This is a genomic window from Streptomyces sp. NPDC047043 (assembly GCF_040644055.1).
Taxonomy (GTDB): domain Bacteria; phylum Actinomycetota; class Actinomycetes; order Streptomycetales; family Streptomycetaceae; genus Streptomyces.
This window is the reverse complement of sequence record NZ_JBEYVO010000020.1, coordinates 165,516-190,148: the sequence shown is the minus strand read 5'-3', so window position 1 is coordinate 190,148 and position 24,633 is coordinate 165,516. Positions and strand designations below refer to the sequence as shown.

At 71.5% G+C, this 24,633-nt stretch carries 23 protein-coding genes and 1 pseudogene; 12 read left to right on the top strand and 12 right to left on the bottom strand.

The features are described from left to right. The first annotated feature begins 99 nt into the window (after nucleotides 1–99). Complete coding sequence (locus tag ABZ880_RS30050) at nucleotides 100–1,083, top strand: ABC transporter substrate-binding protein (protein WP_361268857.1); 984 nt, start codon at nucleotides 100–102, stop codon at nucleotides 1,081–1,083. Here the strand turns inward: ABZ880_RS30050 and ABZ880_RS30045 are convergent. The 7 genes from ABZ880_RS30045 to ABZ880_RS30015 all read right to left on the bottom strand — a co-directional run bounded on the left by ABZ880_RS30045 (nucleotide 1,052) and on the right by ABZ880_RS30015 (nucleotide 7,456). Then, nucleotides 1,052–1,474, bottom strand: a complete 423-nt coding sequence (locus ABZ880_RS30045; protein WP_361268854.1) for an acyl dehydratase — start codon at nucleotides 1,472–1,474, stop codon at nucleotides 1,052–1,054. The genes ABZ880_RS30050 and ABZ880_RS30045 overlap by 32 nt on opposite strands. Beyond that, nucleotides 1,471–2,004: a MaoC family dehydratase N-terminal domain-containing protein gene (locus tag ABZ880_RS30040; RefSeq protein WP_361268851.1), complete on the bottom strand. Its 534-nt coding sequence runs from the start codon at nucleotides 2,002–2,004 to the stop codon at nucleotides 1,471–1,473. Before ABZ880_RS30040 ends, ABZ880_RS30045 begins: the two co-directional genes overlap by 4 nt. Then, nucleotides 2,001–2,870, bottom strand: a complete 870-nt coding sequence (locus ABZ880_RS30035) for an IclR family transcriptional regulator (protein ID WP_361268849.1) — start codon at nucleotides 2,868–2,870, stop codon at nucleotides 2,001–2,003. Before ABZ880_RS30035 ends, ABZ880_RS30040 begins: the two co-directional genes overlap by 4 nt. Before the next feature lie 105 nt (nucleotides 2,871–2,975). After that, nucleotides 2,976–3,836 carry an alpha/beta fold hydrolase gene (locus tag ABZ880_RS30030; RefSeq protein ID WP_361268846.1) on the bottom strand — a complete coding sequence of 287 codons (861 nt, stop codon included), beginning with the start codon at nucleotides 3,834–3,836 and terminating at the stop codon, nucleotides 2,976–2,978. Further along, nucleotides 3,833–4,792 carry a catechol 1,2-dioxygenase gene (locus tag ABZ880_RS30025; RefSeq protein ID WP_361268843.1) on the bottom strand — a complete coding sequence of 320 codons (960 nt, stop codon included), beginning with the start codon at nucleotides 4,790–4,792 and terminating at the stop codon, nucleotides 3,833–3,835. The genes ABZ880_RS30030 and ABZ880_RS30025 overlap by 4 nt, the downstream gene beginning before the upstream one ends. Beyond that, a complete protein-coding gene (locus ABZ880_RS30020) occupies nucleotides 4,789–6,114 on the bottom strand; it encodes a deacylase (protein WP_361268840.1) in 1,326 nt (441 codons plus the stop codon). The genes ABZ880_RS30025 and ABZ880_RS30020 overlap by 4 nt, the downstream gene beginning before the upstream one ends. 115 nt (nucleotides 6,115–6,229) lie before the next feature. Next, entirely contained in the window at nucleotides 6,230–7,456 is a 1,227-nt protein-coding gene (locus ABZ880_RS30015) for a Rieske 2Fe-2S domain-containing protein (protein WP_361268837.1), read from the bottom strand. Nucleotides 7,457–7,786: 330 nt separating this feature from the next. On the opposite strand from ABZ880_RS30015, the gene ABZ880_RS30010 reads away from it, so the two are divergent. Genes ABZ880_RS30010 through ABZ880_RS29995 form a run of 4 tightly spaced genes read left to right on the top strand, consistent with a single transcriptional unit; the run spans nucleotide 7,787 to nucleotide 11,410 of the window. Then, a complete protein-coding gene (locus ABZ880_RS30010; RefSeq protein ID WP_361268834.1) occupies nucleotides 7,787–8,770 on the top strand; it encodes an ABC transporter substrate-binding protein in 984 nt (327 codons plus the stop codon). Further along, entirely contained in the window at nucleotides 8,770–9,615 is an 846-nt protein-coding gene (locus ABZ880_RS30005) for an ABC transporter ATP-binding protein (RefSeq protein WP_361268832.1), read from the top strand. The genes ABZ880_RS30010 and ABZ880_RS30005 overlap by 1 nt, the downstream gene beginning before the upstream one ends. Beyond that, nucleotides 9,612–10,433 carry an ABC transporter permease gene (locus tag ABZ880_RS30000; RefSeq protein WP_361268830.1) on the top strand — a complete coding sequence of 274 codons (822 nt, stop codon included), beginning with the start codon at nucleotides 9,612–9,614 and terminating at the stop codon, nucleotides 10,431–10,433. The genes ABZ880_RS30005 and ABZ880_RS30000 overlap by 4 nt, the downstream gene beginning before the upstream one ends. After that, nucleotides 10,430–11,410: a zinc-binding dehydrogenase gene (locus ABZ880_RS29995; protein WP_361268827.1), complete on the top strand. Its 981-nt coding sequence runs from the start codon at nucleotides 10,430–10,432 to the stop codon at nucleotides 11,408–11,410. The genes ABZ880_RS30000 and ABZ880_RS29995 overlap by 4 nt, the downstream gene beginning before the upstream one ends. A gap of 47 nt (nucleotides 11,411–11,457) precedes the next feature. On the opposite strand, the gene ABZ880_RS29990 is transcribed toward ABZ880_RS29995, so the two are convergent. Next, nucleotides 11,458–11,880 carry an acyl dehydratase gene (locus tag ABZ880_RS29990; protein WP_361268824.1) on the bottom strand — a complete coding sequence of 141 codons (423 nt, stop codon included), beginning with the start codon at nucleotides 11,878–11,880 and terminating at the stop codon, nucleotides 11,458–11,460. Further along, nucleotides 11,877–12,341, bottom strand: a complete 465-nt coding sequence (locus tag ABZ880_RS29985) for a MaoC family dehydratase N-terminal domain-containing protein (RefSeq protein ID WP_361268822.1) — start codon at nucleotides 12,339–12,341, stop codon at nucleotides 11,877–11,879. Before ABZ880_RS29985 ends, ABZ880_RS29990 begins: the two co-directional genes overlap by 4 nt. A gap of 102 nt (nucleotides 12,342–12,443) precedes the next feature. On the opposite strand from ABZ880_RS29985, the gene ABZ880_RS29980 reads away from it, so the two are divergent. The 3 genes from ABZ880_RS29980 to ABZ880_RS29970 are packed head-to-tail and all read left to right on the top strand — an operon-like array spanning nucleotide 12,444 to nucleotide 17,123. After that, entirely contained in the window at nucleotides 12,444–13,310 is an 867-nt protein-coding gene (locus ABZ880_RS29980) for an alpha/beta hydrolase (RefSeq protein ID WP_361268819.1), read from the top strand. Nucleotides 13,311–13,320: 10 nt separating this feature from the next. Continuing rightward, the gene (locus ABZ880_RS29975; RefSeq protein ID WP_361268816.1) at nucleotides 13,321–15,609 is read left to right on the top strand and encodes a CoA transferase; all 2,289 of its coding nucleotides are present in this window, start codon (nucleotides 13,321–13,323) and stop codon (nucleotides 15,607–15,609) included. After that, nucleotides 15,606–17,123 (top strand): AMP-binding protein, encoded by a 1,518-nt coding sequence (locus tag ABZ880_RS29970; RefSeq protein WP_361268813.1) that lies wholly within the window; start codon nucleotides 15,606–15,608, stop codon nucleotides 17,121–17,123. Before ABZ880_RS29975 ends, ABZ880_RS29970 begins: the two co-directional genes overlap by 4 nt. Nucleotides 17,124–17,127: 4 nt before the next feature. Here ABZ880_RS29970 and ABZ880_RS29965 read toward each other — a convergent pair whose 3' ends face one another. After that, on the bottom strand, nucleotides 17,128–18,021 hold the full coding sequence (locus tag ABZ880_RS29965; RefSeq protein ID WP_361268810.1) for a helix-turn-helix transcriptional regulator: 894 nt from the start codon (nucleotides 18,019–18,021) through the stop codon (nucleotides 17,128–17,130). A 166-nt stretch (nucleotides 18,022–18,187) separates the two neighbouring features. On the opposite strand from ABZ880_RS29965, the gene ABZ880_RS29960 reads away from it, so the two are divergent. The 4 genes and pseudogenes from ABZ880_RS29960 to ABZ880_RS29945 all read left to right on the top strand — a co-directional run. Further along, nucleotides 18,188–18,973: an SDR family oxidoreductase gene (locus ABZ880_RS29960; protein WP_361268808.1), complete on the top strand. Its 786-nt coding sequence runs from the start codon at nucleotides 18,188–18,190 to the stop codon at nucleotides 18,971–18,973. A 44-nt stretch (nucleotides 18,974–19,017) separates the two neighbouring features. After that, nucleotides 19,018–19,236 carry a 4-oxalocrotonate tautomerase family protein gene (locus ABZ880_RS29955; protein ID WP_361268805.1) on the top strand — a complete coding sequence of 73 codons (219 nt, stop codon included), beginning with the start codon at nucleotides 19,018–19,020 and terminating at the stop codon, nucleotides 19,234–19,236. A 110-nt stretch (nucleotides 19,237–19,346) separates the two neighbouring features. Beyond that, nucleotides 19,347–22,265: a SpoIIE family protein phosphatase gene (locus ABZ880_RS29950; RefSeq protein ID WP_361268802.1), complete on the top strand. Its 2,919-nt coding sequence runs from the start codon at nucleotides 19,347–19,349 to the stop codon at nucleotides 22,263–22,265. A 21-nt stretch (nucleotides 22,266–22,286) separates the two neighbouring features. Further along, a pseudogene (locus ABZ880_RS29945) lies at nucleotides 22,287–22,400 on the top strand (alpha/beta hydrolase); the annotation flags it as partial. Nucleotides 22,401–22,433: 33 nt separating this feature from the next. Here ABZ880_RS29945 and ABZ880_RS29940 read toward each other — a convergent pair. Both ABZ880_RS29940 and ABZ880_RS29935 read right to left on the bottom strand, forming a co-directional pair. Then, nucleotides 22,434–23,213: an SDR family oxidoreductase gene (locus ABZ880_RS29940; RefSeq protein ID WP_361268799.1), complete on the bottom strand. Its 780-nt coding sequence runs from the start codon at nucleotides 23,211–23,213 to the stop codon at nucleotides 22,434–22,436. A 75-nt stretch (nucleotides 23,214–23,288) separates the two neighbouring features. Next, a complete protein-coding gene (locus tag ABZ880_RS29935) occupies nucleotides 23,289–24,395 on the bottom strand; it encodes an FAD-dependent oxidoreductase (protein ID WP_361268796.1) in 1,107 nt (368 codons plus the stop codon). Nucleotides 24,396–24,633 lie beyond the last annotated feature (238 nt).

Genomic DNA, 24,633 nt, shown 5'->3' with positions numbered 1-24,633 from the left:
GCGGGACGCTTCGCTTAGGCGTCCGGGCGTGGGCTGGGAACGTCGGCATCCCAGCTATTTCGCATCGCAGGTTTTCCGCCGCTCGGAAGGACACCACCCATGCGCATGAACAGAGACGGCAAGCGGGCCGCCGTGGCCGCCGCCTGTGCGGCAACGCTCGCCCTGACCGCGGCCTGTACGGCCGGGAGCACGGACTCCGCGGGCGTGGCCGCGGCGGGGAAGCCGACCGTGCGCGTCGCGCTCGGTGTGGACGCCTCCTACGCCCCGTTCTATCTGGCCGAGGAGCGCGGGCTGTTCGAAAAGGCGGGCGTGAACGTCGAGTTGGTGAAGACGGAGGGCGGTCCCGCGGCCGCCGAGGCCGTGTCCGCGGGCACCGCGCAGATCTCGGCCAACGCCGACTCGACCGCGCTGCCGCTGATGGTGACCAACCCACGGCTGCGTTCCCTGGGTGTCTTCCAGTCCTCCGACAGCTATCTCAAGGTGGTGCTGCGCAAGGGCGTCACCTCGCCGAAGAAGATCAGGACCATGGCGTCGATCGGCGGGCTCGGCCTGTACGCGACGCACGAGTACCTCAAGCACAACGGCATCGACCCGAAGTCCGTGAAGATCCTGCAGAGTTCGGCTCCGGAGATGCCCGGCATGCTGGAGCGGGGCTCGATCGACGGGTACATCCTGTTCGATCCGTGGGCCGCCAAGGGGGTCGCCGGGGGCGGCCATCTCGCGGGCAGGATCGGTGACTTCGGGGTGCGCTATGCGCAGTGGCTGCTGACCGACCAGAAGTGGCTCAAGGACAACCAGGACACGGCCGGGAAGGTCTTCAAGGCCGTCGCCGAGGGGGACAAGCTCGTCACCCAGGACCCCGCCGCCGCGGCGAAGGCGTCCAACCAGCAGGCCGAACTGCCCGTCGCGCAGACCGAGAAAGTGCTCCCGGAGATCACCTTCGCGTCCCGCGGCATCAATGACAGCGACTTCACCGAATCGAAGAAGATCGTCGACTTCCTGCTCGCGCAGAAGCTCATCAAGAAGTCTCCGGACCTCGACACCGTTCTGCTCAAGGGCTGGTACGAGCAGCACGCCGGGTGAGTTCGACGTGCCCTGTGACGCAGGGAGCGCCGTCGTCCTTGACCACCTCGACGTCGAGGGTGACCCGCACTCCCCCGTCACAGGGCTCGGCGGCACCGACCGTCGCGGTCCAGGTGAGCGACTCGCCGGCCACGGCGATGGCCTTGTTGCGCCAGCTCACCGACTCCAGGGTCGCGCCGGGCCCGGCCCACTCCAGGGCGTACCGGCCGAGCATCTCGCCGTGCAGCGTCGACTGCACTACGACACCGGGATGGCCCTCGGAGGCGGCGAACTCGGCGTCGTAGTGGATGCGATGGGCGTTCCAGGACACGGCGCTGAAGCGGAAGAGCTGGACGTGGCTGTGGGTGTAGTGGCGGGGCGGGCAGATCTGTCCGGTTGCGGGTGCAGTCATGCGGCGGCCCCACTGTCTTCTTCGGGGACGGCGTCGAGTACGACGATCGTCTCGTCCATGACCATCAGTTCGGCACCGTCCGGCGCGGTGAAGCGGGTGGAGACGCCCAGCAGGACGAACTCCCCTGATCGGCCCCGCCGTTGGTCCGCCGACGTCACCGCCCGCTGGGCCGTCACGCGGGTCCCGGCGACGGCCGCCCGCAGCAGCCGTACCGACTGGCCGCCGTGCACCTGCCTCACCGGCAGCCCCTGGGTACAGGGTGATTCGCGGGCGGCGAGTCCGTCGGGGCGCAGTGCGTCCTCGGCGGGGCCGTCCTGCCAGCTCATCGTCCCGGCGAGGAAGAGCGCGGGCGCGAGGACGGGCTCCCCGGCCGCCTCCTGCGCGCGGGCCCGGCGGATGTAGTCGGTGTCGTTGAGGGCGGCCGCGTACCGGCAGAAGTCCTTGACGGACAGCACCCCGCAGTCCTCGCTCTCCCACTCCCCGATCAGCTTGCGGGCCCTGGCGAGCACCTCGTCGAGGGCCGGGCTCACCGCAGGGACCGGCTGATGCCGAGGGCCGCGGTGCGCAGGGCGACGGCGTGACCGGAGAGGTCCATGCGGTAGGTGGGGGCCGTGATGGACAGGGCGCCCACGAGGTCGTCCTGGCTGCCGCACACCGGTACGGCCATGCTGCTGTAGCCGAGGCGGATCTCCTCCGCCTCGACGGCGATGCCCTCGGCGCGGATCTTCTCGAGCTGGGCGCGCAGGCGGCCCGGGGAGGTGACCGTGTGACGGGTGAAGGGTTTCAGCCCGTTGCGGACGACATCGGCGAAGAGGGAGGGCGGGGAGAAGGCGAGGATGGCCTTGCCGGTGGCCGTGCAGTACAGCGGCAGCCGGCCCGCCACCCGCGACTCCTCGTTCAGGCCCCGGTGCGGGAAGATCTTCTCCAGGTAGACGACGTCCAGGCTGTCGTGGATGGCGAAGTGGATCGTCTCCTGGGTCGCCAGGAGCAGGTCCTCCATGTACGGCTGGGCCACCTCGCGCAGGATGCGCTGCCGGTGCACGCGCTGGCCCATCTCGAACAGGCGCAGCCCCAGCCGGTAGTCGCAGCCATCCCGCTCCAAAAGCCCCCAGACGACCAGTTCCTGTGCGAGACGGTGCACGGTGGCCTTGGCCACGCCGGTCCGCCGCACGAGTTCGGCGAGGGAGAGGCTGGCGTCCTCGGCGGTGAAGGCCTCCAGGATCGGTCTGACCTTGCCCAGGACCGAGTTCATCGAGTCGGGGCCGGGGGATTCCTCCCGCGGGACGGCGGTTCCTCGGGGGATGGCCGACCCTCGAGGGATGGCGGACCCGCGGGGCACTGCGGATGCGGTGCCGGCGGGTGCGGAGTCGGCGCGGCCGACCGCGGTCACGGTCATGGGAAGAACCTCCCGGTCAATCCGTTGCCTACCTCACAACGCGGCTGATGGCTGGATCTGGCCCCTACACGGAACCATGGGTGGTGGATTCCGGAAACCCCCGTCTCACGAGGCCTCTGCCAGGAACGACAGGCTGAGCGGGTTGTACAGGTCCGCCTTCTCGTGCTGCGGCCAGTGCCCGCACTCGTTGAAGATCTCCAGCCGGGCGCCGGGGATCGCGGCGGCGATGGCCTCGGCCTCCGGCACGTCCCCGAAAGGGTTCTTGTTGGCCCACACCACCAGCGTGGGAGCCTTGATCCTGGCCATGCGGTCCGGGCGCAGCAGATTGCGCTCCCGGGTCTCGACCTCCTGCAAGGCCAGCAGGTTGTGCAGGTTCCGCTGGAACTCTGGCCGGTGGTAGATGTCGTAGCGGACCTGGGTCAGCTCGTCGCCGAGCTCCTCGTCCCACTCGGCCCACAGCAGCCGCAGCCGCTCGCGGGTGAGGGCGATGTCGTCCTGCAGCGCGGCGGCCCGCGTCGAGGTCTTCAGGCGCTCCATCACCGCCGGGTTGACCTTCGTGCCGCCCATGCACAGCAGTTGGAGCGAGGCGACGCGGTCCGGGTACTCGCTCGCCGCCCAGGAGGACACCCAGCCGCCCAGCGACTCGCCGACCAGGTGCGCGCGTTCGGCGCCGACGGCGTCGAGGTAGGCGACCAGGTGCTCCACGTACGCCGGGATCTCGCCGGGGCGGTCGGGCTTGCCGGTGTAGCCGTGACCGAGCATGTCGATGGCGTGGACGCGGTAGCCGGCCGAGGCGTGGGCCGGGATGTTCTTGACGAACGCCTCCAGGTGGCCGGTGGTCCCGTGCAGGAACACCACGTGCTCGCCGTCCTCGGGGCCCGCCTGCAGGGCGCGGGTCCGGATGCCGCCGGCGTCGACGTAGGCGTGGCGGAAGTCGGTGCCGGCCAGTTCGGTCCAGATGCTCATGCGGGCCTCTCGCTGTTGTGGTGTGCGGGGTCGAGGACGGCGACGGCCATGCCGGTCAGCCACTCGGGCAGCGGCTCGTACGCCAGTCGTCGTGCGGGGGCGTGGTCGAGCAGGGCGGCCGCGAGCAGCCAGGTGCGGATCTCCTGCGCGCCGTTGCCGGCCGTCTTCTCCAGCTCCTCGGTGCTGAACCGGGTGACGAGGTGGGCGTGTCCGCGTTCCAGCAGGGACAGGAACGCCTCGTCGAACTCCGGGTTGATCGCGGCCTCGGCGGCGCGGATGATCTCGCGGCGGCGGGCGTCGTAGTCCTGCCAGTTCTCGCGGCCGTTCAGCCAGGCGCCGACCATGAACTCCTCGTCGTCGCCGTGCGGTTCGCGCCAGTCGGGCCAGGGCAGGCGGTGCGAGAGGCCGCCGGAGCCGATGACGGCGACGCGGCGGTCCTCGGGGAAGGCCAGCACGGCTTCCCGGATGGCGCGTCCGAGTTGCTCGCAGCGCTCCAGCGTCGGCAGCGGCGGTGCGAAGACGTTCACGACGAGCGGCACGATCTCCACGTCGAGGCCCTCCAGCAGGTACTGGATCGCATGCGACTGGCCGTGGTCGATCTGCAGCCGGGCGGAGAAGGCGACGTCGAAACGACCGCCCTCCACAAGGGAGTTGGCGATGTACTGGGCCAGCGGGACATCCACCGGCTGCGGGCCCTTCGGGGTGCCGGACTCGCCGCTGGCGATGCACTCCCCCACGCCGATCGTGAAGCTGGGGATCAGATCCAGCCAGAAGCCGCGGAAGTGGTTGGAGCCGACGAGGATCACCGTGTCGGGGCGGGCCGCGGCGAGGTCGTCGCGAGCCGCGCGCAGGGCGTCGCGGAAGCGTTCGGCGCGGTCCTTGTGGAGGGTCTGCTCCCAGTGGGTGTTCATCAGCGTGCTGTGCGAGGCGCCGACCCCGAGGACGATCTCGGTCATGCCGGGTCTCCTTCCAGCTCCGCGCGGGAGCGGGTGACGGTGTCGACGGCCGTGCGGACCAGATGGCGGGTGAGCTGCTGCATGGCCCGTACGGACACGGTGTTCATGCCGCGTGCGAAGTCGATGTCGAAGGGCGCCTCGGTCACCTTCGGCATGCCGACCCGCACGCTGGGGATGCCGCGTGCGCGCAGGATGTTGGCGTCGGTGGCGCCGCTGTTGCCGCGGATCACCTCGTGCGGGCGCCCCTCGAAGGCCTCCCAGGCGGCGGCCGCGCTGCGGAAGATCCAGTTGCCGGGGTCGGTGCGTGTCCCGGGGATCGCGAGGATCATCTCGGCGCTCACGTCGTCGTACGGCAGCTTGTCGAGGGCGGCGAGGAACTCCCGCTTGGCCTGCATCGGCGTCGTGTCCGGGCCGATGCGCAGGTCCACCCGGAGCGTGCAGGCGGCCGGGGTGACCGCCGCCATGCGCGGCCAGCCGCCGCGTACGGAGGAGACGATGCCCTGCGGGGCGACCGTGCCGTCGGTGTGGCGCTCGGCGTACTCGACGAACCACTCCTCCAGGTGCCGGGCGACCTCGCCGGCCCGGGCGATGGCGTTGTCGTACGGCAGCCGGTGGCGGGAGCCGACGTAGGTGTGGGTGCCGGGGACGGTGACCTCGAACCAGACCAGGCCGACCTCGTCCCAGGAGACGGTCCAGCCGGGCTTGGCGATGACCGCGTAGTCGGTCCACACGCCCTGCTCCAGGAGGAACGAACAGCCCGCGCCCTGCCCGGTGTTGAGCCTGGTGCTGTCCGGGCGGGCGTTGGTGGGCATGCCGCCCGCGCCGAACGCGGCCACCAGGTCGCCGGTGAGCGGGATGCCCGCGAGGGCGATCGCCTCGGCGGCCATCATCACGCAGGCCGCGTGGCCCTTGGGGTTGGAGGCGCCGAGGCCGGTCACGAGGTCGTCGTAGACGGTGGCCTGCGGGCGCATGTCGTCCCTCAACTCCGGGCCGATCCACGGGACATCCTCGCTCTCCTCGCCCACGGTCAGGGTGTCGATCGGGGCGTAGAGCATCAGGTCGGGGCCGGTGCCGTCGCCGTCGAGGCGGGCCCAGGCGTTGGCCTGGCGGTCGTCGAGGGGCTGTACGGCGGCACGGCATCCGGCGGCCTTCAGGGACTCCGCGATGTGCGCGGCAAGGGGGCCCTCGTCGCCGGTCGGGCTCGGGATGTCGACGAGCCCGATGATCAGCTCGCGCAGCCGGTCGGCGGTGACGTGCCGCCAGGCCTCCTGGACCCAGGTGGCGCGCTGCGCGTCCAGTCCGGCGAGGCCGTCGCCGCTCACTGGTTGATCCTGTGGACCTGGGTCATGGTGGTGCGCTCGAAGCGCTTCCTGGCCCGGGGCAGCCCGATGGCGAGGGCGACTCCGGCCAGGACGGCGAACAGGGTGCGGCGCATGCTCACGCCTCCTTCGGTGCAGGGGAGTTGGCGCCTGCCTGTGCAGGGGAATTGACGCCCGCCGCGGCCAGCTTCTTGCCGTACTCCTCCTCGCTGAGGTTCCGCCAGGCGGTCAGCGAGACGTCGGGGCGGTAGAGCTTCTCCGGGGGTGCGTCGGTGACGTCGACCATCCAGGCGTCCTGTCCGGAGAACTGGCCGTGGAACAGCCAGCGGATGGCGCCCAGGTACTTGGCGTAGAAGCCGAGCGTCTTCCAGCCCTCGGTGAAGTTGACCATCACGCCGACGTAGTTGTGGTGGTCGGCGTCGACGGGGACGTAGAACTCGTAGTGGATGAACTTGGGGTAGACGATCCGCAGCACGCCCGGCATGGACAGGGACGCGAAGCCGGGGAAGTCCTGGGCCTCGATCGTCGGGTTGATGCTGTCCGCGGCGCCGGTGTTGCCGATGTTGAAGGTCTCCTTCGGCGGCTGCAGCTTCCACCAGCGCTTGTTGGACCAGCGGCCCAGGCCGGGGAAGTCGGCCTCCCAGTGGACCTCGTCCTGCACGCGGAAGATCCAGCGGCCCTTGGGCACGATCCGGGTGATGTTCCAGGTCGGCATGGGCTTGAACAGGCGCCAAAGGGCCGTGCGGTGCAGGTACTTGGCGTGGCCCTCGTCGAAGCCGTTCTCGCAGGCGAAGCGCCAGTTGCCGCCGCGGGGTTCGATGCGGCCGCCCATCACGAAGGGGTTGTCGACGAGTTCCTCGGGGAGCTGGGAGTCGATGTCGTGCGGTTCCTCGTCGGCGATCGGGATGTACACCCAGACCATGCCGAGGCGTTCCTCCACCGCGTACGTCTGCACGCCGAGCTTGCCGGTCAGCCGGCAGTCGGGGCCGTCGGTGATGACCGCGGCGAGCTTGCCGGTGGGCAGGTCGAACGTCCAGCCGTGGTACGGGCAGCTGACGGTGCCCGGGAACTGCTGGTCGCCCTCGGACAGCGGCACTCCGCGGTGCGGGCAGCGGTTGTGCAGGGCGTAGGCCGTGCCGCCGTCACGGATCAGCGTGATCTTCTCGCCGCAGATCGTGAACGGCTGCGGCTTGTTCGTGATGTGGCCGGCCCAGGTGACCGGGTACCAGTAGCCGCGGAATCCCTCGGCCGCCCCGTCGTAGTGGGGCCACGACGCCCAGTCCTGCCGACCGGGCGCCGATCGGCTTCTTTTCTTGGGGGCGAGCGAGCCTTCACCCGTCGTCATGGTGCGTGACCTCCTGCCGGCGTCGATGCATGGCCTCGAGCATCGAGGGGGCGGACGGCGGGGGCCTACGGAACCGTTCCGGTGAGCAGACCGTCGGCGCGGCTTTGGTTCTTAGGCCCGTACGTCCCGCTGAGCGGACCGTCCTTCATGCGCGTCCGCCCGGCGGCGTTCTACGGTGCGGCGAATCGCGCCAATTCAGGCCAGTTCACAGGGCCGGTCCAAGGGGCCGGTCCAAGGGCCCGCACCCTGCCGACGTACCAGCCGGAATCGGCGGTCTCCGCCAAACCACCCGAGGTGCTCATGGAGCCACAGGCCAGCAGAGGACGTCCCGTGACGGGCGTCGTCGCCCTCGTCACCGCCGCATTGGTCTTGCTCAGCGCTTGCAGCGCGGCCACCACCGACTCGTCCGCCGGGGCCGCGAAGGGAGCCTCCGGACCGACGGTCCGCGTGGCCGTCGGCATCGACCCGTCCTTCGCGCCCTTCTTCCTCGCCGACGCCCAGGGGCTGTGGGCCAAGCACGGTGTCAACGTCCAGCTCGTGCAGTTCGGGCGCGGCGGCGAGGGCGTCGACGCGCTCGCCGGCAACCAGGTCCAGTTGGCCGGCAACTCGGACACCACCACCATCGGCCAGCTCCAGCAGAACCCCGCCCTGCGCTCGCTCCTCGTCTACGAGCAGTCCGGCCGCTACCTCAAGGTCGTCCTCGGCCCGAAGGTCACCTCACCGTCGAAGATCCGGAAGATGGCCGTCGTACCGGGCCTGTCCCAGCTCGCGGCCACCCGCTATCTGGAGTCGAAGGGCATCGACACCAAGTCGGTCACGTTCGTCACCGCCGACCCGCCCGAGATCCCGGCGCTCCTGCAGAAGGGCGACGTGGACGCCTATGTCCTGTGGGAGCCCTGGCCGGCCAAGGGGGTCGAGCTCGGCGGGCGGATCGTGTCGACGACCGGGGACTACGGGGTGTCGTACGCGCAATGGCTGATCGCGGACGACAAGTGGCTGAGCGGCCACAAGAGCATCGCGGTGAAGGTGGCGCAGGCGCTGCAGGACGCGGCGCGGCGCACCGAGTCGGATCCGGACGCCGCCGCGGCGGCCACGCAGAAGGCCGCGAAGATCCCCACCGCCCAGACCCTCAAGGCGATCAGGGACATCGACTTCGGGGTCCGTGACATCACCTCGGCCGACCTCAAGACGTACACCGCCACCGCCAAGTTCTACGTCGACACCGGTACCGCCAAGTCCCCGGCGGACGTGGCGAGGACGGCGCTGCGCGGTTGGTTCACCCAGCAGAGCGCTCAGCAGACGAAGGGATCGTGATGACGAAGGCCATCGAGGCCGATCTGCCGCCCGCGAAGCAGGACGGCGGGGGGCGGGGGGCGGCCGTGCGTGTCGACGGCGTCGACATCAAGTTCGGCTCCTTCCACGCGGTATGTGACATATCACTGGACATCGCCGCAGGTGAGTTCCTCTGTCTGCTCGGCCCGAGCGGCTGCGGCAAGTCCACCCTGCTGTCCGCGCTGGCCGGCTTCGTACGGCCGCACCAGGGCGCCCTCACGGTCGACGGCACGCCGATCACCGGACCCGACCCCGAGCTCGGCATGGTCTTCCAGAGCAGCGAGGCGCTCTTCGACTGGCTGACCGTCCGGCAGAACGTCGCCTTCGGCCCGCGGATGCGCGGCAAGTCCCGCGCCGAACAGACCGCGCTCGCCGACGAGTACCTGAGCCTGGTCGGGCTGCGGCACTGCGCCGACCGCTTCCCGGGGCAGCTGTCCGGCGGTATGCGCCAGCGCGTGCAGATCGCGCGCGTGCTGGCCAACCAGCCCCAAGTGGTGCTGATGGACGAGCCGTTCGGGGCGCTGGACGCGCAGACCCGGCAGGTGATGCAGGAGGAGATGGCCCGCATCTGGCAGGCCTCCGGCTGCACGGTCGTGTTCGTCACCCACGACATCGACGAGGCGATCCTGCTGGCGGACCGCGTCGCCGTGATGACGGCGGGCCCCGCGGCCTCGATCAAGTCCGTGTACGAGGTGGACCTGCCCCGGCCGCGCGACGAGTCCGACCCAGCGGCCCTCGAACTGCGCCACAAGCTGCGCCAGGACATCGGCGAAGAGGTCCGCAAGGCCCTGCGCGACCAGGGACTCGACCCGGAGGACGAACGATGACGACCGTGACCGTCGACGCCACCGCGAAACCGCGCACCGACCGCCGCGCCCTGCAGGCCGCCGGCCTCGGGCTGCGCACCCTCGCCCTGTACGCCGTCTCCGTCCTCGTCGGCATCGGTATCTGGCAGCTGCTCGCGACGCACTACGGCCCCTCGCTGGTCGCCTCACCGCACGCGACCCTCACCGCGGCCGGCGACCTCGCCCGCGACGGCACGCTCACCAACTCGATCATCGCCTCCAGCCGCCGCATCCTGATCGGCTGGGGCCTGGGCCTGCTGGTGGGCGTCCCGGCCGGCCTGCTCGTCGGACAGATCCGCATCGTCCGCCAACTCCTCGAGCCGTACATCGAGTTCTTCCGGTTCATCCCGCCGATCGCCTTCGTGACCCTGGCCGTGGTGTGGCTGGGCATCGGGGAGTCGTCGAAGGTCGTGCTGATCTTCTACACGGCGGTCTTCATCGTCATCCTCAACACCAGTGCGGGGGTGATGGCGGTGAGCGAGTCGAAGCTGCGCGCGGCGGCGAGCCTGGGCGCGAGCCGACGGCAGATCCTGCGCGGGGTGGTGCTGCCCTCGACGGTGCCGTACATCATCACCGGGGCGCGGCTGGCGATGGGCAACAGCTTCCTGACCATCGTCTCGGCGGAGATCGTCGCCGCGCAGGTCGGGCTGGGCTCGCTGATCTGGACGTCGCGCAACTACGGCCGCATCGACTGGGTGTTCGTCGGGATCATCACGCTGGGGATTCTGGGGTTCGTGTTCGACCGGGTGCTGCGGATCGTGGCCTCTCGGGTGCTGCGTCGATATGGAGTGAAGCTGTGAGCGGGTCGGTACGGCGTGCGGCGGTGAGCGGTGAGATGTCGCGGGCGTTGGTGCTGGAGGAATTCGGCACGCTGCCCCGGCTGGTGGAGCGGCCGGTGCCCGAGCCGCAGCCCGGCCACACGCTCGTGCGGATGCTGGCCTCGCAGGTGGCACATCTCGATCTCAACGTCGTGGACGGCAAGTTCGGGATCCTGCCGGAGCTGCCGGCGGTGCCCGGCACCAACGGGGCCGGGATCGTGCTCGCCTCGGACACCCATCCGGAGGGGTCCTTGCTGCGGGTCAACGGCAAGGGGCTCGGCCTGCGCCGGGACGGCTGCTGGGCCGACCACGCGCTGGTGCCCGACGCGGCGGTGATCGCCGTTCCGGAGGGTACGGACCCTGCTCTGGCGTGCAGCTTCTTCTCACCGGCCGGGACGGCCTGGGCGGCCGTGCACTCGGTGGCGGCCGTCCAGCCGGGCGAGCGGGTGCTGGTCACCGGCGCGGCGGGCGCGGTCGGTTCGCTCACCGTGCAGGTCGCGGCGCGGGCCGGGGCCGAGGTGATCGGCGTGGTCGGCCGCGCGGAGAAACTGGACCATGTACCCGTGCCCGCCAAGGCGGTTCTGGCGGCCGACATGCCAACAGAGGCCGTGGGAGGGCCTGTTGACGCGGTCATCGACACCGTGGGTGGGCCGGTGCTGCGGGATGCCCTGCCGCTGGTGCGCCCGCGCGGACGAGTGGCCCTGGTCGGGTACACCGCCGGGCGCGAGTTCACCGTGGACCTCGCGGACTTTCTGCTGGCCGACGTGTCCCTGGTGCCCGTGAACCTGATGACGCGGGGCAAGGAAGTCGCCGCGGATGCAGAACGGTTGCTGACCGAGCTGACGGCAGGCGAACTGAGCCTGCCGATCGAACGGTACGGCCCCGACCGGCTGCCCGAGGCGGTGGAGCGACTGCGGAAGGGGACCGCGGTCGGGAGGGCGGTGCTCGACCTGGCGTGACGCGCGGGGGCCTGCCCGCATCTCCGGCGCGATCCGCCGGACGGCCCCTAGCCCAGGACGACCACCGCTTGGCCCCGGCAACAGACAGTGTTGCCGGGGCCATCCCCGTCGCCGAGCCCGATGCGGTGCTCGGCGAGATCGAGGGTGATCTCGCCGGTGGCCGGGTCGACTTCGCGCACGGTGCCGGTCACACGCAGCAGGTCGCCGGGATACGCGGGCGAACGGTTCTGCCAGCCAACGCGGAGCACCCGTCCCGTCTCCCCCGCGAATTGGGCGGCGGCCCGATGGAAGAGGCAGCCGTGCAGCTGTGCCATGACCACCGGCCCGTCCAGCCCCTCCGACTGCGCGAACGCGGTGTCGTAGTGGATGCGGTGCGTGTTGCGGGTGACCGCGCCGAAGCGCAGCAGGATGACCTCGTCGGGCACGAGCTCGACCGGTCGCACTTGCCGTATGTCCGTGTGTTCCGTCATCGCACGATGAACCTCTCCGTGACCTCGACGAGAATCCCCCGCTCGGCGAAGTACTTCTTGACGACGGTGAGCAACAGCAAGTCGGCGTGCTTGCGCTCAACCCCCGTGAGAGCGCGCTGCACTTCGACACGGTCGCCGACACGCACGTCATCGGCCCAGCGCACCTCCTGGCCACCGGCCATGAGACGCACGTCGAGCCCGTCGGTCCCGGGAACCTCGTCGCGGTACATGCCGTCCCGCCTCAATTCCCCGGCGTCCGCGCCCGGTTCGGGTCGCAGCACGCTGACGACGTACATCGGATGGACCACGAACGCGGGATGCGCCGGATCCACCAGGCGCGGCGCGGACTCCCCCACGGCCCGCGCGAACTCCGCGGCGGCCCCGGCCCGTACGACGCCCAGCGAGCGCGTCTGCCACCGGCCGAGCAGCGCCCGTGCCCGCTTCTCCGCAAGATCCAGCATGCCGTCGACGCTAGACCCGACGGCACCGGCCAACCACGGACCCGGCCCACTCAGCGGACCGCTCCGCTTGGACCGGCATCCGGCACCGGACACCATCCGCCCATGGATCTCATGGACATTCAGGCGCCTCCGCAGGGCGCCTACGCGGAGGCGGACGGCGTCAAGTACCACTACGTCGAGCTGGGCGAGGGCGCCCCCACGATCTTCCTGCACGGCGGCGGCCCGGGCTGCACGGGCTGGTCGGACTTCGGGCAGGCAGCCCCGCTGTTCGCCGCGGACCGACGCTGCTTCCTGGTCGACATCCTGCAGTACGGCAAGTCGGCGAAGCCCGTCATCGAGGGCCCCATGTGGGACTACCACGCGGCCAAGACGGTGGCCCTGATGGACGAACTGGGCGTCGACCGGGCCGACTTCGTGTGCAACTCGTGGGGCGGAACCATCGCGCTCAACCTGGCCGCCAAGTACCCCGAGCGCGTACGGTCGCTGGTCATCACCGGCAGCATGCCCGTCTTCCACGGCCCGCTCGCCCCGCTCCCGGAGGGCGGCCGCCGCGGACGCAACGCCCGCGACGTGTACTACGGCGGCGACGGCCCCTCACGGCAGAAGATGCGGGAACTGATCGCACGGCTGGAGTGGTACGACCCGGAGGCCGTCCCCGACGGGACCGTGACCCTGCGCTACGAGCAGAGCCTCGACCCCGAGGAGACCGCGCTGGCCGGCGCCTCGGACAACCCGCGCGGCGACTGGCAGGACCTCTCCGCCGAGCTCGGCCGCATCCAGGCCCCCACACTGTTCCTGTGGGGGATGTACGACGCCTTCCTCACCCCGGACTATCCGCTGATGCTGGCCCGCATGATCCCCCGGGGCAGTCTGCACGTGATGGACCGCGCCTCCCACCACCCCCAGGAGGAACGGCCGTACGACTACTACAGCGTGGTCAGCGGCTTCCTGAACCAGCGGCACGGCTGACGGAGGACAAGTGAGCGCATCGACCCCGCGCATCGTCGAACTGACCGGCCCCTTCGCCCGGTTCGCGGGCCGCCTGCTGGTCGGGCTCGGCCACGAGGTGGTGCTGGTGGAACCCCCGGGCGGCGACCCGGACCGGCACCAGGACGCCGACGCCTTCGCCCACTGGCACGCCGGAAAGTGCTCGGTGACCCTGGACCCCGCCGACTCCGACGCGCTGCGCCGCCTGCTGTCGAGCGCCGACGTCCTGCTCGACGGGACGCCTGACGGAGCCGACACGGCCGGCCTCGACCATCTCGTCCATGTGCGCGTGACCCCCTTCGGCCTGGTCGGCCCGCGCAGTCAATGGCAGGGCACCGACCTGGTCGTGGCCGCGCTGGGCGGGATGCTCGCGCAGGTCGGCGACCCCGACGGTCCTCCGCTGCACCTGCCCGAGAACCAGGCGGAGCACCTCGCGGGCGTCAACGCGGCGATCGCCGCTCTGCTGGGTCTGAGAGCGGGAAGGCGCACACGGGGCCAGCTGATCGACGTCTCCGCGCAGGCCTGCGTGGCCGCCGCCCTGGAGGCGGGCACCCTGGCCTACCTGCACGAGGACCGGGTACCGCCGCGGCCGGGGCGTGTGCATCCGCTGGTCCCGCACGGGCTGTTCAGGGCGGCCGACGGCCACCTCGGGGGCGGGCTCGGCGGCAGCCCCCGTATGTGGGACGCGCTGCTGGACTGGATGACGGAGGAGGGAGCGCAGGCCGATCTCGGAGAGTCCCGGTGGCAGGACCCGGTCGAGCGCAAGCGGCATCAGGAGCATGTCTTCAAGGTCGTCCAGGACTTCGTGGGCCGGTGGCCGAAGGCCGAGTTCGCGGAGCGAGCCCAGGCCAGGAAGCTTCCCTGGGCGGCCGTCGACCTGCCGTGCGAGCTGCCCGACAACCCGCAGCTCGCCGCGCGGGACTTCTTCACCCGGGTCGGGGACCGCACCGACCTCGGCTTCCCGTTCGCGTTCCCGGAGGGCCGCCGGGTGACCGAGCTGTCGCTGCCCGAACTCGGCGCCGATCAGGCCCTGTTGGACGAGGAGCCGCCCCTGCGCACGGCCGCGACCGCCTCCACCGCCGTCCCCGCCCTGGACGGCGTACGCGTCCTCGACCTCACCTGGGTGCTGGCGGGCCCGTACTGCACGAAGGTGCTGGCCGACCACGGCGCGGACGTCGTCAAGGTCGAGTCCGTCTCCCGTCCCGACCCCACCCGCTTCGCCCCCTTCATGCACCTCTCCCGCGGCCCGCACAACAACCCGGACACCAACGGCTACTTCAATGAGGTCAACCGCAACAAGCGCAGCCTCGCCCTCGACACCCGCACCGACGAAGGCATATCGGTACTCCGCGACCTCATCGCCAACTGCGATGTCCTGGTGGAGAACTTCAGCGCCACGGTCATGACCCGCCTCGGCCTCGGCTACGACACCCTGCGCGAGATCAACCCGCGTCTCGTCTACGTCAGCATGTCGGGCATGGGCCACACGGGACCGCGCTCCGGCTGGGTGTCGTACGCGGACACGGTCTCGGCGAGTTCCGGGCTCACCGGCCTGACCGGCTGGGGACCGGACGACGTGGTCGGTGTGATCTACGGCCACGGCGACATCGTGGCCGGGCTGCAGGCCGCGCTGGCGACGGTCGCCGCACTCGAACACCGCGAGGAGACCGGCCGCGGCCAGCACATCGACCTGTCCCAACTCGAGGCGATCGCCGCCCACATGGGCACCAGCCTGCTCACGGCGGCCCGCACTCCGGTCGGCAACACGCACCCGCGATGGAGCCCGCAGGGGGTGTACCGATGCCTCGGCGCGGACCGCTGGCTGGCCGTCAGCGTCCGTTCGGACGAGGAGTGGACGGCGCTGTGCGGGGTGATCGGGTGTCCGGATCTGGCGCAGCGCCTGCCCACGGCGGACGATCGCAGGCAGGACCGTACGGTGGTCGACGAGGCGCTCGGCGACTGGGCGCGCGCCATGCCCGCCGATGTCGCCGCGGAACTCCTCCAGGAGGCGGGGGTTCCGGCGGGAGCGGTGCAGGACGGCCGCGAACTGGTCGAGCACGACCCGCAGTTGAGGGCGCGGGGCTTCTACGTCCGCATGAAGCACCCGGCTGCGGGCGCCTTCCTGCACGAGGGCCTGCCCATCCGCCTCACCCGCACGCCCGGCTCGATCCGCCGGCCGGCGCCTCTGCTCGGCGCCGACACCGAGGAGGTGCTGCGCGAGATGGCGGGCCTGTCCCCGGAGCGGGTCCGGGACCTGCACGAGGCGGGCGTCCTGCGATGAACGGCCTGACCGTGCCGGGTCTGGTCGAGGCGGCGGCCGAGCGGTTCGGCGACCGGGTCTTCCTGAGCGTGGGCGACACGACCCGCACGTACGCGGAGACCCGTGATGCGGCGGCCACCATGGCCGGCTCCCTCGCGGCGCACGGCTGCCGCCCGGGCGACCGGATCGCGGCGCTGCTGTCCAACCGGATCGAACTCGTCGATCTGGTCCTCGGCTGCGCGTGGCTCGGCGCGGTCGTGGTGCCGTTGAACACGGCTCTGCGCGGGGGCTCACTGCGGCAGGCGCTGGACACGGCGCAGCCCCACTTCCTGTACGTGGAGCGAGAGTTGGCCCGGGAGGCGGTGGCGTCCGGACATCGCGGGCCCGTGTGGGTGGCGGGCAACGAGGACGTCCCGCGTCCGGGAGTCGCCGAGGCCCTGCCGCCCGCCCCGATCCGTCCGCGGGACACCGCCGCCGTCCTGTTCACCTCGGGCACGACGGGACGCTCACGTGGAGTGCGTTGCCCGCACGCGCAGTTCGTCTGGTGGGGTCGTAACGTCTCGTCCGCGCTGCACCTCACGACCGACGACGTGCTGTTCACCTGCCTGCCGCTGTTCCACACCAACGCGCTGAACACCCTGGCGCAGGCGATGACGGTGGGCGCGAGCTGCGTGGTCGGCGGTCGCTTCTCGGCCTCGCGCCACTGGTCGCAGGTGTCCGACGCGCGCGCCACCACCACCTATCTGCTCGGCGCGATGGTGCCCATGCTGCTCGCCCAGCCCCCGGGCCCGCAGGACCGGGCACACCGGGCCACGCGCGCGCTCGCCCCTGCCACCCCGGGCCCCCTCTGGGAACCCTTCCGCGAGCGCTTCGGCGTCACCGTCGTCGACGGGTTCGGCTCGACGGAGACGAACCTGGTCATCGGCGCCACCGCCGAGGAGGGCCGCCCCGGCACCATGGGCACGGTGCGCCCGGGCTTCTCCGCCCGCGTGGTCGACACGGCGCTCGCTCCGGTCGCCGACGGCACGCCCGGCGAACTCCTCGTGCGCACCCATCAGCCGTACGCCTTCTCGACCGGCTATCTGGGAGGGCCCGAGCCGGAGCCCGACTCGTGGCGCCGTACCGGAGACCGCGTGGTCCGTGACCCCGACGGCCGGTTCCGCTTCGTCGATCGGATCAAGGACGTGATCCGGCGGCGCGGCGAGAACATCTCCTCCTACGAGGTGGAGGCGGCCGTCCGCTCCCATCCGGCGGTGGCCGAGGCGGCCGCCTTCCCGGTGGCCTCGGAACTGGCCGAGGACGAGGTCATGGTCGCGGTGGTCGTACGGCCGGGAATGGTGCTGGATCCCGCGGACCTCACCCGGCACTGCGCGCACGGACTCCCCGCGTTCGCGGTGCCCCGGTACGTCGAGGCGGTCCCGGCGCTGCCGCTCACCGAGACGGGCAAGGTGCGCAAGGCGGTGCTGCGGGAGCGGGGCGTCACCGGGGGTACCTGGGACCGGGCGGTCGGGAAGGCTGTGCCGCAGGTGGGGTGATCGATCAGTACCGGGATGTGCCCTCGGAGAGCTCGTTCTCGGCCACCACGTCGTGCGCACCGGTCATGTCCTGCGTCCCGATCACGGACAGCAGTTCCAGCTGGGCGGCGCCCTTCGTGCCGGGCGGGGCGCTGAACCACAGCAGGCGCTGGCGTCCGTCCTCGCTGAAGAGGTTGTGGCAGTCGAGCTCGATGACGCCGAGCGCGGGGTGGACGATGCGTTTGCGCTCGATCCTGCGCACGGCGACGTCGTGGGTGTCCCACAGGGCGGCGAACTCCTCGCTGCGTCGCCGCAGTGCCGTCACCATGCGGGCCACCTCGGTGTCGTTGCCGCGTCGGGCGGCGGTCGCCTGGAGGTCGGCGACGAAGGACCGGGAGTGGCGCGGATGGTCGTCGGCGGGATAGATCGCGCGGGCGTCGGGGTCGGTGAACCAGCGGTGGACGAAGCTCGCGGCCGGGCCGCGTCCCGTCGGCAGGGGACCGAGGAGTGCGGTGGCCGCCTGGTTCTGGACGAGGGCCTCGTGCAGGTCCGTGATGACCCGTGCGGGGGTGGTGCCGAGCCGGTCCAGCAGGCCGAGCAGGGCGGGCTGGACGTGTGCCGTCGGGCCCTGTGCAGTGGGCGGGAGGGGCCGGTCGGCGAGGTGGAAGAGATGGTCGCGTTCGTCGCCGGTCAGGCGCAGTGCCCGGGCGAGGGCGGCCAGGGCCTGGGCCGAGGGCTGGGCGCCGCGGCCGCGTTCCAGCTCGGTGTAGTAGTCCGCGGACAGTCCGGCGAGCTGTGCGACCTCCTCGCGCCGCAGGCCGGGCACCCGGCGGCGCGGGCCGGCGGGCAGGCCGACGTCGGCCGGGCGGACCCGGTCGCGGCGGGACTTCAGGAACGCGGCGAGTGCGGAAAGGTTCACGCGTCCATCCTCGCCCGGACGGCGGTGCGGAGCCAGGGGATGACAACCCCCGGGTAAGCGCAGCCCTGGCTGCGGCCGGCCGGCGGGCCGATCGTGGAGGACACGGCGAGCCCGGCGACAACACCAGGGCCGCCCCCTCTTTCCACGCACTCTCACAGGAGCCCGCATGCCCTCCCCCACCGCTCCGGCGGACAGCCGGACCACGCCCGCCCAGGACCCGAGCCGCCCCCGTGTCGCCATCGTCACCGGCGGCTCCCGCGGCATCGGCCGGCAGACCGTGAGCCGTCTGGCCGCGGACGGTTTCGCCGTGGTCGTCGGATACGCCGGCGGCGCCGAACCGGCCGAAGCCGCCGCCAAGGAGATCACCGCGGCCGGCGGCCGGGCCGTCGCCGTCCAGGCCGATGTCGCCGACGAACAGGCGGTGGCCGCGCTGTTCGACCGGGCCGAGTCGGAGTTCGGAGGCGTCGACGTCGTCGTCCACACCGCCGGACGGATGCTCCTGGGCCCGATCGCGGACCTGGACCTGGACGAGCTGGACGCGCTGCACCGCACCAACATCCGCGGGACCTTCGTCGTCGCCCGGCAGGCCGCCCGCACGGTGCGCCCCGGCGGGACGATCGTCACGTTCTCCACGTCCCAGGTGGGGCTCGCCTTCCCGGCGTACGGCGCCTACATCGCGAGCAAGGGCGCAGTGGAGGCGCTCACCCTGGTCCTCGCCCGTGAGCTGCGCGGCCGGGACGTCACCGTGAACGCCGTCGCGCCCGGTCCGACGGCCACCGACATGTTCCTGGACGGCAAGGACGAGGAGACCGTCGCCCGCCTGGCGGCCATGCCCCCGCTGGAGCGGCTCGGCACGCCCGCCGACATCGCCGAGGTCGTCGCCTTCCTCGCCTCACCGGCCGGCCACTGGCTCAACGGCCAGGTCGTCCGCGCCAACGGCGGCATCATCTGACCGCCCCGACCCCCCTGTTGACCCCTTCAAAGAGAGAACAGCCCATGCCTTTCGCGAACTTCAAGATCCCCGCCGGCACCCTCACCGAGAAGCAGAAGGAGCAGATCGTCACCCGCACCACCGAGCTGTACGTCGACATCTACGGCGAACGCGCCCGCGCCAACACCATGGTTCTGGTCGAGGAGGTCACCGACGGCGGCTGGGGCATCGGCGGCGACGTCCTGACCCTCGCCAAGCTCCAGGAGCCGCCCGCGGAGGACTGAGGGTTACCCCGCACTCACGCCCCGCATGCCTGCGCCCGCTCTCGGCGAACCCGCACGTCAGAATCCGTGAAAAAGGTTTCGGACGAAAACAGGAACGATAAGTTCCCGACATGAACGCGCGCCTCGCTCTCCTCGACACCGTGGCCCCCGGCCTGACGGAGAGCGAGGTCTTCCGGCTCGCACTCCAGCACGCGGTGGGCGAGTTGGGCGCGCTCGGCGGCACCCTGCACCTGCGCGGCCACATGTCCGCGCTGCGCCTGGTCTCGGCCGTCGGCCTGCCGCCCGCCCTCACCCGCTCCTGGGAGATCCTCGACCAGGAGAGCCCGTTGGCCCCGGCCCGCGCCCTGCACCGGGGCAGCGGCGTGTGGCTGCCGCTGCCCTCCGCGGAACCGGACGCGGCAGACTGTGCCTGGCCCGGCACCGGACTTGCCGCCCTGCCCCTGTTCAGCGGCAACCGCAGCATCGGCGCACTGACGGTCCTGGCCGGGGAGCGCGGTGAACCCGCCCCGGAGCACTGGGAGTTCCTGCGCGCCGTCGTCGCCTGGACCGAGGACCGCATGGCGCAGGCGCCGCGACCGTCCTCGCCCGCGCGGACTGAGCTGAGCGGGGAGCGTCTGCGGCAGGCGCTGAAGGAGGTCAGCGTCGGCTCGTGGGACTGGGACATCCGCACCGGCGAACTCGTCTGGGACGAGGCGGCCTTCGAGGTGTACGGCATGCGGCCGGCCGACTTCACCGGCCGGATCGAGAGCTGGATGAGGATCGTCCACCCCGACGACCTGGCTCCGGCCCTGGCGGCGACCGAGCGGGCGATACTCGACCGCGCCGTGTACGAGGCCGAGTACCGGGTACGGCGCCCGGACGGCACGTACGGCTGGACGCTGGCCCGCGGCCGGACCACGTACGACGAACAGGGCGAACCGCTGCGCATGGTGGGCGTGGCCTGGGAGACCAACGAGTCGCGCAGCGCCCGCGATGCGCTCGGCCGGGCGCTGAGGCACATGAGCGACGGCTTCCTCGCGGTGGACGACGAGTGGCGGATCACCTTCGCCAACCTGGAAGCGGAACGTTTCCTGGGCTTCTCGGAGGAGGAGCTGTTCGGGCGCCTGTTGTGGGACCTGCCCTCCGCCCGGCAGGTCCCCGGCCTGGAGAGCCGCTGCCGCCGGGCCGCGGCCGAGGAGAAGCCGGCCGGCTTCGACGTACTGATGCCGGACTCCGGGCAGCGCTTCCACCTGCGGCTGGTGCCCGGGCCCGACGGGCGCACGCTCTACTTCCAGGACGTCACCGAGAAGCGGCGCCTGGCCGAGGAGCGGGAGGCGGCCCGGCGCGCGGCGGCCGAGCGGGCGGCCCGGATCACCGAACTGACCGCGGAGCTCGCCAAGGCGACCACCTCGCAGGACGTGGTGGACGTGGTCGCCCGACGCGTGCTGCCGCCGTTCGCCGCCGCGGGACTCATGGTCCAGGTCATCGAGGGCGATCGGCTCCACCACGTCGGAGCCGTCGGCTATCCGGACGACTTCCTCGCTGTCCTCGACAACCGGCCCCGGGTTGTGGGCGATCCCGCGTGGGACCCGATCGCCACCGGCATACCGCTGTTCCTGTCCTCCCCGCAGGAGTTCACCTCGCGCTACCCCGACATCGCCGACCTGCCGTCCCGCGCGGGCAAACAGGCGTGGGCGTTCCTGCCGTTGACCGCCTCCGACCACACCTTCGGGCTGTGCGTCGTGGCCTTCGACCGTCCGCGGCTGCTCACCGACGAGGAACGCTCGCTGCTGACCACCATCAGCGCGCTGGTCGCCCAGTCCCTGGAGCGGGCCCGGCTCTACGACGCCGAGCACACCCGCTCCCGCGAACTCCAGCGCAGCCTGCTCCCCCAGCGGCTGCCGGAGCTGCCCGCGTGCACCGCGGCCGCCCGCTATCTCCCGGGCGCGCAGGGCGCGGACGTGGGCGGCGACTGGTACGACATCATCCCGCTGTCCGGCGGACGGGTCGCGCTCGTCGTCGGCGACGTCATGGGCCACGGCCTGCCGGAGGCGGCCACCATGGGCCGGCTGCGCACCGCCGTGCACACGCTGGCCGATCTCGAGCTGCCGCCCGACGAGATCATGGGCCACCTCAACGACCTCGTCACGGGCATGGGCGAGGCGTCGTACGTCACCTGCCTGTACGCGCTCTACGACTCCACCACCCGGATCTGTTCCCTCGCCCGCGCCGGACACCCGCCGCCCGCACTGGTCCACCCGGACGGCACCGTGCACTTCCCGAAGCCGGACGCCGACCCGCCGCTCGGTGCGGCCCAACCCCCCTTTGAGACAAGCGAGTTGGAAGTCCCCGACGGCAGCCTGCTGGTGCTCTACACCGACGGCCTGGTCGAGTCGGCGAAACGCGAGATCGACGAGGGCATGGCGGAGCTGGCCCGGCTGCTGAGCACGGCACACGAGAACGGCACGGCCGTCGACCTTGAGCGCCTGTGCGACACGCTCACGGCCGGTCTGCTGCCCACCGAGCACCGGGCGGCCGACGACGCGGCGTTCCTCGTCGCCCGTCTGCACGCCCTGCCCGCGGACCGGATGGCCTCCTGGCCACTCCCCCAGGATCCCAGGGCGGCCGGCCAGGCCCGCCGCCATGTGCGCGAGCAACTCACTGCCTGGGGCCTGGACGACCTCTCCGCCACCACCGAACTCCTGGCCAGCGAACTCGTGGGCAATGTCGTCCGCCACGCCAAGGGCCCGGTCGGACTACGCCTGTTGTACGGCGCCGAGTTGATCTGCGAGGTCTTCGACGGCAGCCAGACCATGCCCCGCATCCGCCGCGCCACCGAGACCGACGAGGGCGGCCGCGGCCTGCAGCTGATCTCGGCCCTGGCCGGACGCTGGGGCGCGCGCTACACGCCGACGGGCAAGTGCATCTGGGCCGAACTGCCGCTGCCCGACGGCCGGGAAGAGCAGTCGTCCGATGCGGCGGACCTGAAGTTCCTGCAGGCGGCGGGCTTCGGGGGTGATGTCGAGGGCGACTGGGAGTCGCTCCTTTGAAGGCACTCCCGGACCGGGGCAAACCTGCGTCGCAAGCCCGTCGAGCTGGCGGGTTGCGGCCACTCGATCCAGCAGGAACGTCCCGACGAGGTGAACGAGGCGCTCATCGACTTCCTCACCGAACTCCGGGGCTGAGCAGCTCACTTGGGGCCAGTGGTCCGCGTCGGCTCAGTGCACGGACAGCCCGCCGTCGACGAAGACGGCCTGCCCCGTGACGTAGGCGGAGGCGCCGCTCGCCAGGAACACCGCGGCGCCCGCGAAGTCCTCGGCGAGACCGTTGCGCCCGACCATCGTCCGCGCGGCCAGCTCCGCCACCTTCTCGGGGTCGGAGGACAGGCGCTCGTTGAGCGGTGTCATCACGAAACCCGGCACGAGCGTGTTGCAGGTGACGCCGTACGGCGACCACGCCTCCGCCTGCGAACGGGCCAGGGACTCCAGCGCCCCTTTGGACACCCCGTAGGCCCCGCTCTGGACGAACGCCCGGTGCGCCTGCTGCGAGGTGATGTGGATGATCCGCCCGAAGCCCCGTTCGGCCATGCGGGGGCCGAACCGCTGGCCCAGCAGGAAGGGCGCCTCCAGGTTCACCGCCATGGTGGTGTCCCATACTTCCTCGCCCAACTCGCCCATGGGCGGCCGCAGGTTGATGCCTGCGCTGTTGACGAGGATGTCGGGCTCCCCGAACGCCTCGACCGCCTGCTCGGCTGCCGCGCGCACACCGTCGCGGGTCGCCAGGTCGCCGCTCACCCAGGCGGCCCGGCAGCCGTCGGCCACCAACTCGTCGACGGTGGCGGCGAGTTCCGCCTCCTTGCGCGCGACGACCACGACATTCGCCCCGGCCCGCGCGAGGGCCCCGGCGACGGCACGCCCGATGCCGGAACTCCCGCCGGTGACCACGGCGACCCGGCCGTCCAGCGAGAACAGTTCGGAGAGATACGTCTGCGAGCTCATGCCCGCACCCTAGGGCCTGTTCGCGGATCAGCTCGGCGTCGCGGGCCCTGGCACGCACTCAGACGCAGAACCGATTCAGCCGACGGTGTACCCGAGCTGGCGCCTCATGTACGGCGTCATCAGGGTCTTCGCCTTGGCCAGCACGGAGGTGCGGCTGCCGAGGACCGCGCTCTCGCCGCCGAGGACGGGCAGCATGGTCAGTCCGTCGGCCGGGCCGAAGGGCACGATGAGCGGGGTGCGGTGGATCGGCCGGTAGAAACGGGGCTGCTTGCGGTGCTTGCCGGAGCTGTTGAGGTAGGTGCGGATGTTCCAGGCGGCGAGGTCGGCCTGGGCGAGCGCGGCCGGGGTGATCTTGAGCTCGGTGGCGTCGTTGACGTCGCCGACCGCGAACACATCCAGATGCCCCTCGACCCGCAGTGTCCGGTCGACCTTGATGTGCCCGCCCGCGTTGAGCCAGTCGCCGTGTCCGCCCAGTCGCAGCCAGAGGGTGTTGGGCGTGGTGCCCGTCGCCCAGAAGGAGAGGTCCGCGGCGATGACGCTGCCGCGCGCGTCCCGATAGGTGCCGAACTCGAAGCCGGGCGACATGAACGAGTCGAGCCGTACCTCGACGTCGTGGGCCTCCAGCCAGGCCCGCGCCTTGCGCCCGGCCCGCTCACTGCCGGTGTTGTGCAGCAGCGCCGGTCCGGAGTGGGCGAGCGTGACCCGGGCGTCGGGCCGGGCCAGGCGCACCTCGGCGCTGAGCTCGACGCCGGAGGGCCCGCCGCCGACGACGAGGACGTGCTCGGCGGCGGCGATCTGCTGCTGGTGACCGGCGAAGGACTTCATCGCCTCTTCGGTGGTCGTGCCGGTGAAGCGGGCCGGTTCGGGATAGTCGGCGCCGGTCGCGATCACCACCACGTCGTACGGCAGCCGCTCCCCCGTCGCCAGCACGACCTGCCGTTCCGCGGTGTCCACGCGCAGCGCCTTGCCGGTGACGACCCGGCCGTTGCTCAGCAGTCGGTCGTACGGAATGAACGGCGTCACCGACCAGTCCGGGCGCACTCCGGCACGCAGGGAGGCGATGCGGTGGAAGAAGACCTCCTTGCGGTCCACCAGCGTCACCCGCGCCACCGAGTCCAGCCGCTTCGCCAGCCGGACACCCGCGTAACCGCCGCCGATCACCACTACGTCGCCGTCGCGCACAACGAGTCTCCTGCTACATGTGGGGGGAATGGGGGTGCGACGAGCCTAGCCCTTGAAACTTAAAGTTCACATGAAGCTTTGTGCGCGTTCCGTGAATCACCACCCGGTGCCGACCCGGCACCGGGTGGGGATGAGGGCCACCGCCCGCTGTCCGGCAGCAGCCTGCGCGAGCTTCCGCCCCTCCGTCACAAACCCGCATCGGGGTCCGTCAGGGAGGTGACCACTCGGCTCCGAGCGA

What these genes read in the sequence shown, in the direction of transcription:
- ABZ880_RS30050 (WP_361268857.1), top strand. Translation starts at nt 100, where the DNA reads ATGCGCATGAACAGAGACGGCAAGCGGGCCGCCGTGGCCGCCGCCTGT.
- ABZ880_RS30045 (WP_361268854.1), bottom strand. Translation starts at nt 1,474, where the DNA reads ATGACTGCACCCGCAACCGGACAGATCTGCCCGCCCCGCCACTACACC.
- ABZ880_RS30035 (WP_361268849.1), bottom strand. Translation starts at nt 2,870, where the DNA reads ATGACCGTGACCGCGGTCGGCCGCGCCGACTCCGCACCCGCCGGCACC.
- ABZ880_RS30030 (WP_361268846.1), bottom strand. Translation starts at nt 3,836, where the DNA reads ATGAGCATCTGGACCGAACTGGCCGGCACCGACTTCCGCCACGCCTAC.
- ABZ880_RS30025 (WP_361268843.1), bottom strand. Translation starts at nt 4,792, where the DNA reads ATGACCGAGATCGTCCTCGGGGTCGGCGCCTCGCACAGCACGCTGATG.
- ABZ880_RS30015 (WP_361268837.1), bottom strand. Translation starts at nt 7,456, where the DNA reads ATGACGACGGGTGAAGGCTCGCTCGCCCCCAAGAAAAGAAGCCGATCG.
- ABZ880_RS30005 (WP_361268832.1), top strand. Translation starts at nt 8,770, where the DNA reads ATGACGAAGGCCATCGAGGCCGATCTGCCGCCCGCGAAGCAGGACGGC.
- ABZ880_RS30000 (WP_361268830.1), top strand. Translation starts at nt 9,612, where the DNA reads ATGACGACCGTGACCGTCGACGCCACCGCGAAACCGCGCACCGACCGC.
- ABZ880_RS29990 (WP_361268824.1), bottom strand. Translation starts at nt 11,880, where the DNA reads ATGACGGAACACACGGACATACGGCAAGTGCGACCGGTCGAGCTCGTG.
- ABZ880_RS29985 (WP_361268822.1), bottom strand. Translation starts at nt 12,341, where the DNA reads ATGCTGGATCTTGCGGAGAAGCGGGCACGGGCGCTGCTCGGCCGGTGG.
- ABZ880_RS29980 (WP_361268819.1), top strand. Translation starts at nt 12,444, where the DNA reads ATGGATCTCATGGACATTCAGGCGCCTCCGCAGGGCGCCTACGCGGAG.
- ABZ880_RS29970 (WP_361268813.1), top strand. Translation starts at nt 15,606, where the DNA reads ATGAACGGCCTGACCGTGCCGGGTCTGGTCGAGGCGGCGGCCGAGCGG.
- ABZ880_RS29960 (WP_361268808.1), top strand. Translation starts at nt 18,188, where the DNA reads ATGCCCTCCCCCACCGCTCCGGCGGACAGCCGGACCACGCCCGCCCAG.
- ABZ880_RS29955 (WP_361268805.1), top strand. Translation starts at nt 19,018, where the DNA reads ATGCCTTTCGCGAACTTCAAGATCCCCGCCGGCACCCTCACCGAGAAG.
- ABZ880_RS29950 (WP_361268802.1), top strand. Translation starts at nt 19,347, where the DNA reads ATGAACGCGCGCCTCGCTCTCCTCGACACCGTGGCCCCCGGCCTGACG.
- ABZ880_RS29940 (WP_361268799.1), bottom strand. Translation starts at nt 23,213, where the DNA reads ATGAGCTCGCAGACGTATCTCTCCGAACTGTTCTCGCTGGACGGCCGG.